The sequence below is a fragment of the Pseudomonas sp. S3_B11 genome, assembly GCF_054667715.1.
This window is the reverse complement of record NZ_CP162749.1, coordinates 5,961,798-5,975,093: the sequence shown is the minus strand read 5'-3', so window position 1 is coordinate 5,975,093 and position 13,296 is coordinate 5,961,798. Positions and strand designations below refer to the sequence as shown.

The window sequence follows — 13,296 nt, the reverse complement described above, 5'->3', positions numbered from 1 at the left end:
CGCTCCAACGAAAAAGGCCAACGTTCATGCGTTGGCCTTTTTTTGCTAACTCGCGACAGACGCTTCGCTTCCCGCAGCCACACTCTCCAACCGATACCCATACCCATAAATAGTCAGCAATTGCCAACCCCGATCTGCCGTCAGGCCGAGCTTGTTGCGCAGGCGATAGATATGGGTGTCGAGCGGGCGGGACGAGGTCATTTCCTCGTGGGTCCAGAAGCGTTCGTAGAAATACTCCCGAGACAGCGGCCGGCCCAGGTTGGCGAACAGGCACCGGGCTAGGCGGTATTCCCGCTCGGTCAGGCTGATGGGAATGCCGGCGCGGGTGATGGTCAGCTCGGCGTCGTCGAACGCCAGGTCGTTGAACACCAGCACGTCGCTGGCGGGCGCGCGCTGCAGGTTGTGACGGCGCAGCACAGCGGTGACCCGGGCCTTGAGCTCGTTGGGCCGGAAGGGTTTGCTCACATAGTCGTCGGCGCCGGCGTTGAGGGCCTGGACGATGTCGTGCTCGCCGTCGCGGCTGGTCAGCATGATGGCGGCCGGTGGCGAATCCATGTGCTCGCGGGTCCAGCGCAGCAATGAAAGCCCGCTGATGTCGGGCAATTGCCAGTCGAGGATCAACAGGTCGAAGGTTTCCCGGCGCAGTTGCCGCAACAAGTCCTCGCCTCGCTCAAAGCTGTGCAGGGCCCAGGCTTGCTCGCCCCTGCCGGGGATTTGTTGCAGTGTCTGTTCTACCCGGCGCAGCTCGGCCGGTTCATCGTCCAGTATGGCGACACGCATGGAATGCGATTCCTTGATCTCGAGAGTAACGGACATCTTCAGGTGGCAATGGCTGATTCGTTGTCATTGACCTGTCGCTGGCTGCGACAATACCGGCTCGCGGCACAGAGGGAAAGGCAGCAGCGCGCCACCCATCGAGTCCCGTTATAGTCGTGGGCTTGGCAGGCCTGTGAAAAAATCTCCAGTTCTTGAGTTTGGCCAGGAGGCCTATGAATAACCAACGTCGGCGTGAAAGTCGTGAGCCAACCCAGGTCCAGCGGTTGTTTCGTCAGTTGGTGCGGGAGTGGTTGTGGATAAGTCTGTTGCTGTTGCCGCTGACGGCCTTGCTGTCATTGAGCAGCCAATCGACGGGTAACCATCCAGGCGCTGTGTTGTTGTCAGTGTGTTTGGTGGCCTGTGTATTGGGCTTGTTGCTGTTGCGCCCGCGCCTGGCCCTGTGGACAACAGTGGGCGGCATGAGCCTGGCCCTGTTGATCAGTGCCGTGCTGGGCGCGCGAGGCTGGTGGTGGTCGCCCATGGCAAGTGTGCTGGGCATCATGTTCGGCTACCTGATCTGGAATTGGCGGCGCCTGAGCGTGGTGTTGGCCTATTTCGGCTGGGAGCTGGCACGCCTGGACGCGGAGCCCAAAGTTTTCCCGGAACGTCGCCGCGCCTCCTACACCGGCAGCGACCGCTTGCAGGGTCAGATCATGGCCCTGGAACAAGCCATGAGTCGAACCCGCGACACCCGGCGTTTCATTGCCGATGGCCTGGAATACCTGCCGGTGGCGACCATGATCAGTGATCCTCAAGGCAAGCTGTTGCTTGGCAATCGCAAGGCGCGCGAGCTGTTCGGTCATGGCCTGGCGGGCGGCGACGTGCTGGAGCATCTCGGGCAATTGGGTTATCCAGGGTTGGAGCATGGGGCCCATCACCGGTTATCCACATTGCCCTTGGTGGAGTTTCGCGACATTCGCGAGCGCAGCTTGCGCCTGGAACGAGCGGCGTTGTTGCCGGTTGATGGCGACGCGCCGATTGGCTGGTTGTTGAGCCTCACGGACCTGAGCGCCGAACGTGAGGCTGAAGAACAGCGCAGCGTCATGCTGCGTTTTCTCTCCCACGACTTGCGCGCCCCGCACTCGGCGATCCTTGCATTGCTCGATGTGCAACGGCATCAGGTCGGTGGGGACAATCCGCTGTTCGACCAGATCGAGCGCCAGGTACGTCGCGCCCTGGACCTGACCGAGGGCTTCGTGCAATTGGCCAAGGCCGAATCCGAGGCGTATCAATTCCAGCCGACGCTGTTCGCCATGCTGGTGCTGGATGTACTCGACCAGGCGCTGCCCATCGCCCAGGCAAAACGCATCCAGTTGATTCATGAAATAGCGGATGAAGAGGCGATGGTGAGGGCGGATCAACCGTTGCTGACCCGTGCTTTGTTCAATCTGCTGGAAAATGCCATCAAGTACAGCGCGCCCGACGCCTGCATTTCGCTGCAGGTTCATTGCACCCCGGGCTGGTTGATCTGCAATGTCGCCGACCAGGGCAAAGGCATCAGCGCCGAAGAACTACCCGACCTGTTCAGTCAGTACCGACGGTTTTCCTCGGCTCACGGGGTCGATGGAATTGGCTTGGGGCTGTCGATGGTCAAGGCCGTGGTTGACCATCACGAGGGGAAAATCGAGTGCCGTAGCGTGGTGGGTAAAGGCACGACGTTTAGCCTGCGCTTTCCGTTATTGGCAGATTGAAAAGATAACGGCCTTCGGCTGTAGGAGCTGCCGAAGGCCGCGATCTTTTGGTGCTATAAAAAACTTATGCACCTAACCGCGGGTTTTATGTTTTTAGGAAATATGTATTAAAAACATAGACTTACAGCATAAAAGCAACGGATTTCGAAGAAACGGTACACAGGTTATCCACAGATCTCAAACAGCGAGCTGGTCGGAGGTGGCCGGTGTTGTCGGGGTCGGAGGCAGCGAGCCCATTTCCCGTTGTGTCTGTTCATTCCAGGCTTGTACGCGGTCATTGAGCTCGGCGATGGCACGGGGCCCAGTGCCTTCGGCATACATCGGCGCGCCGATCACCACGGTGATGACGCCCGGTTTCCTGATCCAGCCAGCCTTGGGCCAGAATTTGCCGGCATTGTGTGCAATCGGCAGCACGGGAAGATCGGCGTTCACGGCCAATGCCGAACCGCTGCGGGAGAATTTGCCGACAGTTCCATAAGGAACACGGGTGCCCTCGGGGAAGATCAGCACCCAAACGTTATCCTTGAGCAGTTCGTCGCCCTTCTTCGCGACCTGCTTGAGGGCCGCCTTGGGGTTGTCGCGATCGATGGCGATCGGGCGCAGCATCGCCATGGCCCAGCCGAAGAACGGCACGAACAACAGTTCACGCTTGAGCACTTGGCTCAACGGTTCGAAATAGGCCGAGAGAAAGAACGTCTCCCAGGTGCTCTGGTGGTTGGATTGGATCACGCAGGGCCGGTCAGGCACGTTCTCGGCACCTTTGACTTCATAGCTGATGCCCAGGAACACCTTGCTCAACCACAGCGCGCAGCGGCACCAGTACACATTGATGAAACGGTAGCGCGCCTTGAACGGCAAGAAAGGCGCGATGAAAAAACTCAGGGAGCACCACAGCAAGGAACTGGTGCCCAACAGCAGGTAAAAGAGAAAGGCTCTGATGGCCTGCAATATCGACATAGCGGCATTTACCGTTGCGGGCAATGCCCGCCTGTTCAAGCGCTTCCCGAACAATCCTTGATCAGGTTGTCTTGGGAGCTCTAATTGTGGATAAGTTCAGCGGCAATCGCCGCCAAGTCGTCAAAAATCAAGGTGCCTACCGGTAGGGTCTTGCCCAGAGTCTTTTCGCCTTTCCCGGTCTTTACCAAAACTGGCTGACAATCGACGGCCTTGGCCGCCTCCAGGTCACCGAGGCTGTCGCCGACGAACCACACACCCGCCAGCGCCACGCCATAATGCGCGGCAATGGTTTTCAACATGCCCGGCTTGGGCTTGCGGCAATCGCAACCTTCGTCCGGCCCGTGGGGGCAATAGACGATCAGCCCGACTTCCCCGCCCTGCTCCGCCACCAATGCACGCAGGTGCTCGTGCATGGCTTCGAGCACGGCGAGGTCATAATAACCGCGGGCAATGCCCGACTGGTTGGTGGCAACCGCCACCGTCCAGCCGGCCTTGCTCAACTGCGCGATGGCTTCGATCGAACCGGGTAGCGGCAACCACTCCTCCACCGATTTGATGTAAGCGTCGGAGTCGTGATTGATCACCCCGTCCCGATCGAGAATCAGCAGTTTCAACAGCAGCTCCTCAACCCAGCACGGAAATATCGGCAATATTGAGGAACAGGCTGCGCAGGCGTGCCAGCAATGCATAACGATTCTTGCGAACGTCTTCGTTGTCCGCATTCACCATCACGGCTTCAAAGAACGCATCGACCGGCTCGCGCAGTGCCGCCAGGCGCGCCAGTGCCTCGGCATAATCGCGTTTTTCCATGAGCGGTTGCACCGACGCATACGCCTGTTGAATCGCCGAGTTGAGCGAAAACTCGGCGGCATTATCAAAGTAGCGTGCTTCAACGGCTTTGACGGAAGGCTCGGCCTTGCTCAGCAGGTTCGACACCCGCTTGTTCACCGACGCCAGCGCTGCCGCTTCCGGCAATTTGCGGAACGCCTGCACCGCTTGTACGCGCTGGTCGAAGTCCAGGGCCGAACCCGGTTTCAGGGCTCGCACCGACAGGTAGGTCGCGACTTCGACACCTTCGTCTTCATAACGCGCACGCAGGCGGTCGAAGATAAATTCCAGCACGGCATCGGCCAGGCCGGCAGACTTGACCTTGCTGCCGAACGCGTTGACGGCGAACGCCACTGCGTCGTTCAGGTCCAGGTCCAACTGCTTGTCGATCAGGATCCGCAACACGCCCAGCGCCGCACGACGCAAGGCATAAGGGTCTTTGCTGCCGGTGGGCAGCATGCCGATACCGAAGATGCCGACCAGGGTGTCGAGCTTGTCGGCGATCGCCACGGCCGCACCGGTCAGGGTGGTCGGCAGCTCAGCGCCAGCACCGCGCGGCATGTACTGCTCGTTCAGTGCCAGGGCCACGTCTTGCGGCTCGCCATCGTTGAGGGCGTAGTAGTAACCGGCGACGCCTTGCATCTCCGGGAACTCACCGACCATCTCGGTGGACAGGTCGCACTTGGACAGGATGCCGGCACGGGCCGCGCGCTGGGCGTCGCCGCCGATGCGTGGAGCGATGAACGCAGCCAGTTTCGACACGCGCTCGGCCTTGTCGTAGACGCTGCCGAGTTTTTCCTGGAACACCACGTTGCGCAGGCGCTCGTTGAAGCTTTCCAGGGGCTGCTTCTTGTCTTGCTTGAAGAAGAACTCGGCATCGGTCAGGCGCGGGCGAACGACTTTTTCGTTACCGGCGATGATCTGCTGCGGGTCCTTGCTTTCGATGTTGGCGACCGTGATGAAGCGCGGCAGCAACTTGCCTTCGGCGTCCAGCAGGCAGAAGTACTTCTGGTTGTCCTGCATGGTGGTGATCAAGGCTTCCTGCGGCACTTCAAGGAAACGTTCCTCGAATGAGCACACCAGCGGCACCGGCCATTCCACCAGCGCGGTCACTTCGTCCAGCAGGTTGGCCGGCACGATGGCGGTGCCTTCCTGCAGGGTGGCCAGCTCTTCGGTGCGCTTGCTGATCAACTCGCGACGCTCGTTGGCGTCGGCCAGCACGTAGGCGGCACGCAGGTCGGCCAGGTAGTTGGCCGGCGAGGTGATGCGCACGCTCTGTGGATGATGGAAGCGGTGACCGCGGGAATCGCGACCGGCCTTCTGGGCCAGGATCGTGCAGTCGATGACCTGGTCACCGAGCAACATCACCAGCCATTGGGTCGGGCGCACGAACTCTTCCTTGCGCGCGGCCCAGCGCATGCGCTTGGGGATCGGCAAGTCATTGAGGGAATCTTCGACGATGGTCGGCAACAGGCTGGCGGTCGGCTTGCCCTTGATGCTTTGGCTATAGCGCAGCTTCGGGCCGCTCTGGTCGATTTCGCTCAGGTCCACGCCGCACTTCTTGGCGAAGCCCAGGGCAGCTTGGGTCGGGTTGCCGTCGGCATCGAACGCGGCCTGGCGTGGCGGGCCGTCGAGGTTGATGCTGCGGTCCGGCTGCTGGGTCGCCAGTGCGGTGATCAGCACGGCCAGGCGGCGCGGCGCGGCGTACACCTGTTTGGCTTCGTAGCCCAGGCCGGCGGCTTGCAGGCCTTTGTCGATACCGGCCAGGAACGCATCGGCCAGGGTGTTCAGGGCTTTGGGTGGCAGTTCTTCGGTGCCCAGTTCAACCAGAAAATCTTGAGCACTCATTGTGCAGCCTCCAGCTTAGCCAACACTTCATCACGCAGGTCCGGGGTCGCCATCGGGAAGCCCAGCTTGGCACGTGCCAGCAGGTAGGCTTGCGCAACGGAACGCGCCAGGGTGCGTACACGCAGGATGTATTGCTGGCGCGCGGTCACGGAAATCGCCCGGCGTGCATCCAGCAGGTTGAAGGTATGGGACGCCTTCAACACCATTTCATAGCTCGGCAACGGCAGCGGCTGGTCCAGCTCGATCAGGCGCTTGGCTTCGCTTTCATAGAAATCGAACAGTTCGAACAGCTTCTCGACGTTGGCGTGTTCGAAGTTGTAGGTCGACTGTTCCACTTCGTTCTGGTGGAACACGTCGCCGTAGGTCACTTTGCCGAACGGGCCGTCGGCCCACACCAGGTCGTAGACCGAATCCACGCCCTGCAGGTACATGGCCAAGCGTTCCAGACCGTAGGTGATTTCGCCGGTGACCGGGTAGCACTCGATGCCACCCGCCTGCTGGAAGTAGGTGAACTGGGTCACTTCCATGCCGTTGAGCCAGACTTCCCAGCCCAGGCCCCAGGCGCCCAGGGTTGGCGATTCCCAGTTGTCTTCGACGAAACGAATGTCATGCACCAGCGGGTCGAGGCCCACGTGCTTGAGCGAGCCCAGATACAGTTCCTGGAAGTTTTCCGGGTTCGGCTTCAGCACGACCTGGAACTGATAGTAGTGCTGCAGACGGTTCGGGTTTTCGCCGTAGCGGCCGTCAGTCGGGCGGCGGCTGGGCTGCACATAAGCGGCGTTCCAGGTTTCCGGGCCGATGGCACGCAGAAACGTGGCAGTGTGGAAAGTGCCGGCGCCTACTTCCATATCGTAGGGCTGAAGTACCACGCAACCTTGCTCGGCCCAGTATTGCTGGAGGGCGAGGATCAAGTCTTGGAAGGTACGCACGGCTGGCGTAGGCTGGCTCACGAAATTCACCTGTTTCTTGGGCTGCGATTTAAAGAGCGGGAGTATACCCGATTCGTTCGTGCGCACGCCCCCTGGAGCCTTATGCCACGCTGCTTTTGGTGTTCAGACGATCCGTTGTACATGGCTTATCACGATCAGGAGTGGGGCACGCCGCTGCGCGATGCGCAGGGTTTGTTCGAGTTGCTTTTGCTCGAAGGGTTCCAGGCCGGGTTGTCCTGGATCACCGTTTTGCGCAAACGCGAGCGTTACCGGGAGGTGCTGTACGGCTTCGATGTACAGCGGGTAGCGCAGATGAGCGACGCCGAAATCGATGAACTGATGCTCGACCCCGGCATCATCCGCAACCGCCTCAAGCTCAAGGCCGCCCGCCGCAACGCCCAGGCCTGGCTGGCGTTGGAAGACCCGGTGACGTTCCTCTGGTCGTTCGTGGGCGACAAACCCATCATCAACCATTTCAAGGACCGCACCGAAGTGCCGGCCATCACGCCCGAGGCGCTGGCGATGAGCAAAGGCCTGAAGAAAGCTGGATTTACTTTCGTCGGACCGACCATTTGTTATGCGCTGATGCAGGCCTCGGGCATGGTCATGGACCACACCCAGGATTGCGACCGCTACGCCGAGTTGGTAAACGGCGGTTAGAATAGCCGGCTCGCAACACGGCCCATACATTAGGAGTGACCTGTGGATAAGTTGAAAGGCGCCTTGCTGGTCGGCGCTCTGCGGTTGTTTGCGCTGCTGCCCTGGCGGGCGGTGCAAGCGGTGGGCTCGGCCATTGGCTGGTTCATGTGGAAGCTGCCCAACCGCTCCCGCGAGGTGGTGCGGATCAACCTCGCCAAATGTTTTCCCGAGATGGACCCGGCCGAGCGCGAACGCCTCGTTGGCCAGAGCCTCAAGGACATCGGCAAATCCCTGACCGAAAGCGCCTGCGCCTGGATCTGGCCGGCCCAGCGCTCCATCGACCTGGTGCGTGAAGTCGAAGGCCTGGAGGTGCTGAAAGAAGCGCTGGCCTCCGGCAAGGGCGTGGTCGGCATCACCAGCCATTTGGGCAACTGGGAAGTGCTCAACCACTTCTATTGCAGCCAGTGCAAACCGATTATTTTCTACCGTCCGCCCAAGCTCAAGGCGGTGGATGAATTGCTGCGCAAACAGCGCGTGCAACTGGGCAACAAAGTCGCAGCATCCACCAAGGAAGGCATCCTCAGCGTCATCAAGGAAGTGCGCAAGGGCGGCCAGGTGGGCATCCCTGCCGACCCGGAACCGGCCGAATCCGCCGGTATCTTCGTGCCCTTCTTCGCCACCCAGGCCCTGACCAGCAAGTTCGTACCGAACATGCTCGCCGGCGGCAAAGCGGTCGGCGTCTTCCTCCACGCCCTGCGCCTGCCGGACGGCTCCGGCTACAAAGTCATCCTCGAAGCCGCGCCGGAGGCCATGTACAGCACCGACACCGAAACGGCCTGCGCCGCCATGAGCCAAGTGGTGGAGCGCTATGTACGGGCCTACCCGAGCCAGTACATGTGGAGCATGAAACGCTTCAAGAAACGTCCGCCGGGCGAGGCGCGGTGGTACTGAAGGCCTGTTGCTTCATATGAGCTAGGTTGTGGTGAATGCAGGACCTGTAAACACCCAAGAACCCATGTGGGAGCCGAGCTTGCTCGCGATAGCGCCCTGACAGCCGCCGCATAACTAACTGACCCCAACCCCTGTGGCGAGGGAGCTTGCTCCCGCTGGGCTGAAGCAGCCCCACGCCTTACCCCCTCCTAAAGCTCAGTCCCCGGCTGTCGATAACCCGATGTATCCGCCAATCATGGACCGATGAAATGGGACTCTCCCTGAACGCTGCCTCTATCTTTCCCGCCAACACCAACCTCACCCGCTCCGACCAGAAGCTGGTAACCAATCCTCCAGCGGACGCCGTAAAGCAGCTGGCAAACGCCAGCCCTGCAGCGATCTACCACCCCAGTGAAGAAACCCAGACCATGGTGCAGTCGCCAGTGGTCATCGAAACCTGGATCGGTCGCTCCCAATCGCCAGACTTCCCTCGATTTGCCGCGATCACCGAGAGCGCGAAAAACACCCTGAAAACCTCCTTCGAGACGTTCCAGTCAACGCTGTCGGCAACCCATCCGGACCTGGCCGGCAAGAAATACGGCTTCACCGTCGAGGCCGATGGCCGCCTGAAGGTGCTCAACACGGCCGGCCAACTCAGCAGCGCAGACACCCAGCGGCTGACGGATCTGCTCAATGAATCCACTGACCTGAAAGCCGCCGCTGTTGCGTTCCGCGATGCCTCTATCGACATGGTCGACGCCGACTCGCCCTGGTCCGGTAGCTACCTGGGCCTGTACAACCTGACCAAGGAAAACTTCGCCAACACCATCGACTTGGCGCCGATGCTTAAACGCAGAGCCTCGGTGTCTCCCCAGGAGTTTTCGGACGGGTTGTTTTTCAACCAACTGGCGTACAAAGGCGAACGGGCGACGCGAGAGACGGAAGCCGCGATGCTTGCACGGCGTGCTGCACAGCGATTCAGCGCGCAGGCTTGAAAGCGGGGTCGCGAATCCTAGAAGCGGAACGCGGAGCGTCCCTGGAAACATTCCCATGCAGCAGCGTGGGAACGATCACGCAACCCTGTGGGAGCGAGCCTGCTCGCGAAGAGGCCGGCACCTTCACATAGATGTTGGCTGATGCCCTAAGCTTGCTTGTCCCCAACCAGCCAAGGAAGCATCCATGGGCATTCGCGGAAAAGACCGTCAGATCGATAACATCGAGCTCAATGTCAACGACATCGCCCGAAGCAAAGCCTTCTATGGAAGCGTATTCGGCTGGCATTTCGTCGACTACGGCCCGACCTACACCGAGTTCAGCGATGGTCGCCTGACCGGTGGCTTTACGACCGGTGAACCCGTGCGCCCGGGTGGCCCATTGATCATCCTGTACGCGGATGACCTCGAAGGCACCCAACTCAGGCTCGAAGCCGCGGGAGCGCCCATCAGCCGTGATGTGTTCGCTTTCCCGGGTGGCCGACGTTTCCACTTTATCGATCCGGATGGCTATGAGCTGGCGGTGTGGTCGGCTTCTTGATGACTGATTGATCACAAAGAGGCGCAAAGCCTCAATCGTGTCCATGATTAAGGGCCTGCGATATCGGCGACATTGGGATGGCAAAGCCGTATCGCACTTCCTCTGGTTCATTAATCAAGGAGTCCCCCTCATGAACATCGACTTCACCGGCCGTCACGTGTTGGTCACTGGGTCCACCAGCGGTATTGGGTTTGCGACAGCCAAAGGCTTTCTGGAAGCCGGCGCCCAAGTGGTTATCAACGGTCGCAGCGCAAGCAGCGTGGAGGATGCGTTGCAGCGCTTGGGCGCCCTCGCTTCAAGGGCCGATGGCTTTGTTGGCGATCTGAGCAACGCGCCGGGCTGCCAGGCACTGATCGCCAAATACCCACGCTTCGATATCGTCATCAACAACCTGGGCATTTTCAAACTGGAAGACTTTTTCGAGACGCCGGACAGCGAATGGCAGCGCTTCTTCGAGACCAACGTAATGTCGGGCGTGCGTGTTTCCAGGGCCTACGCACCGGGCATGGTCGAGCGCGGTTGGGGGCGGATTGTGTTTGTCTCATCGGAATCGGGCGTGAACATTCCCCCTGACATGATCCATTACGGCTTCACCAAAACCGCGCAACTGTCCATCGCTCGCGGCCTGGCCAAGCGCCTTGCCGGCACGGGCGTGACGGTGAACTCGGTGTTGCCTGGGCCGACGCTTTCCGAAGGGGTTGCCCAGATGCTCCAGGCGGACGTCGAGCGCAGCGGGGAAAGCCTGGAAAAGGTCGCGGCGGATTTCGTCAACCAGCACCGCAGCACCTCGATCATCCAGCGCGCGGCGCGCGTCGAGGAAGTCGCCAACATGATCATCTACGCCAGCTCGGAACAGGCCTCGGCCACCACTGGCGCAGCGCTGCGGGTTGATGGTGGGGTGGTGGATAGCATCATTTAGCGGAGTGCATTGCTAAAAGTGGGAGCCAGCTTCCGGGCAAACCGCGCCGGCCGATTCACAACGGCTGCGCCGCCGAGCGCAAGCAAGCTCCCTCGCCACGATGCCGGGCAGCACGGGGTACGATCGTTCCCACGCGGAGCGTGGGCGCGATCAAACGCGAGATCAGGGAAAAGTAAAAAAACCGCCGAATTGGCGGTTTTTTGATTTTGCTCTGGGCAAAGCCACCCCTACTAAGCAACAGCCACTCGATTACGCCCCAACGCCTTCGCTCGATACAGAGCCTTATCCGCATCATTCATCAAGCTATGAAGATCCTTATTACAGGCCTCCGTCGATGCGACGCCAAGGCTGGCGGTTATGCAGTGAACAGGCTCGATCATCAAACCCGCAATCGTATCGATGAGCTGTTCTGCAATCCGGGTGGCGACCTCAATAGACGTGTCCGGAAGCAGAATGGCGAACTCTTCCCCACCGAGCCGGCCGTGGATATCCGTCGCCCGAAACGACGAACTGATCACCACCCCCATCTCACGCAAAACCTGATCTCCGACCTGATGGCCGTAGGTGTCGTTGATGTGCTTGAAGTGATCCATGTCCAACATGACTGCGCACAACCCCAACCGGTTGGCCTTACATTCGTCATAAAGCTGCTGGGCATGCTCGAAAAATGCCCGTCGACTCTTCAGACCGGTCAGTTCATCGGTTTGCGCGGCGCGGGTTGAAATGCTGTTCGCCTGTTCCATTTCACGGGTGAGTCGAAAGGCGATCTCCAGTGCCTGGGACATTTTGTGCGTGGCGCGGGCCGCAAATGCCGTGAATACCAAAATCGAAAGGGCCATGCCGACTTGGATCGGGGACGGTTGAAACAGCAGCCAGATCGTGCATGGCAACAACACCACGCCGATGGAAACCAGTGTCATATCGCGATAGGCCGAGTAGCAGGACACCGCACTGACGGACATGCCGACCGTAAAAAGCATGACCAACGCCTGCGACAACAGATCGTCCGCCGGCATGAGCACAAACGCCCCACCGCCCCAGATGCTGGCGGACAGCACCAGCGTGACCCAGTATTTGCGTTCCCAATGTCGAGGCGTGCGCTGACTTTCGTCGCTGCGGAAATAGGCAACGAACATCGCGATACGCACCAGCGTCGATGCGGTCAGGATGGCCAGCCACCAAAAAATAGCGCTGTGCTCAAAACGATCCCAACACAGCCAGCTCAGCATGATGGCAGCCAGGTAACTACCCAAAACCGCAGAAACGGATTGGCGAAACAGTTGCTGCAATCGGTCAGTTCGCACCTGCTCGGCTATTACAAAATCCTGGCCATTGCGCAATCTTGGGCCATACATTTGAACCACCTGGTTATGACGCAACAAAAAAACGATTGTGGCACCCTGCCACCAATGCAAACAACTGAATTACTGTGAAGATGAGATTTAGCGAAACATCTCGCTGTCCCGCCCGCTGGGATCTTCGCCTCGCTGGCGTAACTCCCCGAGCCTGAAGAGTGTGTGGCCTGCGCCAGGCATGAAAAAAGGGGCAAGGGCGAGTTGAGTCGTTGTTGGCGAATCGGGTGTTGAATAGCGTTGAGCCGCGATAGCGGGTGAACCCGCCAAAGAAAAACCCGACGTTTTACGTCGGGTTTTTCAGCGAGGGCAAGTTGTTTACGGCTTACTCGACTTGCGACAGCTTGGCGTCGTCGCAACCGGCGGCACGGCACTCGCGCTCGACAGCTTTGAGGATGACGATACGCGCCTCGGTCTTCTCGTTGGCACAGTCCAGGTAGAGCAGGCCATCGTTGGAACAGGCGCTGTCACGATTTTTGATCCACTGGATTTGAGCGGCTTTCACTTTTTTCTTTTGATCCGGGTTCAGCGCACTCATCGTCTTCTTGTATTGATCATTGATGTCCTGATCCGACTGAACCATTTTCAGCGATGCGCAATAGGTTCTGTCATAGGCGTTTCTAGGGTTATCGCAACTCATCGCAGATGCCGATGCTGATGCCATTGCCAGCAATGTCCCAACCAACAAAGACTTGATCACTTACTTCTCTCCCTGAATGCCCTCTATTGATTAGAGGTCGCGGCGGGGAATTTATCATGCGGGTTGTAGAACAATGAAGCAGATCCTAGGGTTCGTTCGGCCTGAACAAGGGGCAAATGCGAGTGTCATCCAGTCAGGCGTTTGCCTGCACTTG

General features: G+C 59.6%; 13 protein-coding genes. 6 read left to right on the top strand and 7 right to left on the bottom strand.

The genetic code is table 11. From position 1 onward, the window contains the following. Positions 1 to 45 precede the first annotated feature (45 nt). A complete protein-coding gene (locus tag AB4O22_RS26730; protein WP_223472456.1) occupies positions 46 to 780 on the bottom strand; it encodes a response regulator transcription factor in 735 nt (244 codons plus the stop codon). 209 nt (positions 781 to 989) lie between these two features. Between AB4O22_RS26730 and AB4O22_RS26725 the strand changes: the two genes are divergently transcribed. Then, entirely contained in the window at positions 990 to 2,507 is a 1,518-nt protein-coding gene (locus tag AB4O22_RS26725) for a PAS domain-containing sensor histidine kinase (RefSeq protein WP_460097515.1), read from the top strand. A 177-nt stretch (positions 2,508 to 2,684) separates the two neighbouring features. On the opposite strand, the gene AB4O22_RS26720 is transcribed toward AB4O22_RS26725, so the two are convergent. The 4 genes from AB4O22_RS26720 to glyQ all read right to left on the bottom strand — a co-directional run bounded on the left by AB4O22_RS26720 (position 2,685) and on the right by glyQ (position 7,090). Continuing rightward, positions 2,685 to 3,464, bottom strand: a complete 780-nt coding sequence (locus AB4O22_RS26720; protein ID WP_038855869.1) for a lysophospholipid acyltransferase family protein — start codon at positions 3,462 to 3,464, stop codon at positions 2,685 to 2,687. Between the two features lie 80 nt (positions 3,465 to 3,544). Further along, positions 3,545 to 4,084, bottom strand: coding sequence for a D-glycero-beta-D-manno-heptose 1,7-bisphosphate 7-phosphatase (gmhB, locus tag AB4O22_RS26715; RefSeq protein ID WP_161796653.1), 540 nt, complete (start codon positions 4,082 to 4,084; stop codon positions 3,545 to 3,547). A 4-nt stretch (positions 4,085 to 4,088) separates the two neighbouring features. Then, entirely contained in the window at positions 4,089 to 6,140 is a 2,052-nt protein-coding gene (gene glyS, locus AB4O22_RS26710) for a glycine--tRNA ligase subunit beta (protein WP_003196162.1), read from the bottom strand. Further along, a complete protein-coding gene (gene glyQ, locus AB4O22_RS26705; RefSeq protein ID WP_003177094.1) occupies positions 6,137 to 7,090 on the bottom strand; it encodes a glycine--tRNA ligase subunit alpha in 954 nt (317 codons plus the stop codon). Before glyQ ends, glyS begins: the two co-directional genes overlap by 4 nt. 81 nt (positions 7,091 to 7,171) lie before the next feature. Here glyQ and AB4O22_RS26700 point away from each other — a divergent pair, with 81 nt between their 5' ends. The 5 genes from AB4O22_RS26700 (at position 7,172) to AB4O22_RS26680 (ending at position 11,090) form a co-directional block, all read left to right on the top strand. Continuing rightward, positions 7,172 to 7,729 (top strand): DNA-3-methyladenine glycosylase I, encoded by a 558-nt coding sequence (locus tag AB4O22_RS26700; protein WP_003196165.1) that lies wholly within the window; start codon positions 7,172 to 7,174, stop codon positions 7,727 to 7,729. A gap of 42 nt (positions 7,730 to 7,771) precedes the next feature. Next, positions 7,772 to 8,659: a lysophospholipid acyltransferase gene (locus AB4O22_RS26695; RefSeq protein ID WP_460097513.1), complete on the top strand. Its 888-nt coding sequence runs from the start codon at positions 7,772 to 7,774 to the stop codon at positions 8,657 to 8,659. A gap of 248 nt (positions 8,660 to 8,907) precedes the next feature. Further along, the gene (locus AB4O22_RS26690; protein ID WP_460097512.1) at positions 8,908 to 9,633 is read left to right on the top strand and encodes a hypothetical protein; all 726 of its coding nucleotides are present in this window, start codon (positions 8,908 to 8,910) and stop codon (positions 9,631 to 9,633) included. A 184-nt stretch (positions 9,634 to 9,817) separates the two neighbouring features. Then, entirely contained in the window at positions 9,818 to 10,171 is a 354-nt protein-coding gene (locus AB4O22_RS26685) for a VOC family protein (protein WP_223472453.1), read from the top strand. Positions 10,172 to 10,301: 130 nt separating this feature from the next. Next, on the top strand, positions 10,302 to 11,090 hold the full coding sequence (locus AB4O22_RS26680; RefSeq protein ID WP_460097511.1) for an SDR family NAD(P)-dependent oxidoreductase: 789 nt from the start codon (positions 10,302 to 10,304) through the stop codon (positions 11,088 to 11,090). 230 nt (positions 11,091 to 11,320) lie between these two features. Here the strand turns inward: AB4O22_RS26680 and AB4O22_RS26675 are convergent, their stop codons facing one another. Both AB4O22_RS26675 and AB4O22_RS26670 read right to left on the bottom strand, forming a co-directional pair. Beyond that, a complete protein-coding gene (locus AB4O22_RS26675) occupies positions 11,321 to 12,445 on the bottom strand; it encodes a GGDEF domain-containing protein (protein WP_460097510.1) in 1,125 nt (374 codons plus the stop codon). Between the two features lie 322 nt (positions 12,446 to 12,767). Then, positions 12,768 to 13,142 (bottom strand): lysozyme inhibitor LprI family protein, encoded by a 375-nt coding sequence (locus AB4O22_RS26670; RefSeq protein ID WP_003196186.1) that lies wholly within the window; start codon positions 13,140 to 13,142, stop codon positions 12,768 to 12,770. Positions 13,143 to 13,296: the final 154 nt, after the last annotated feature.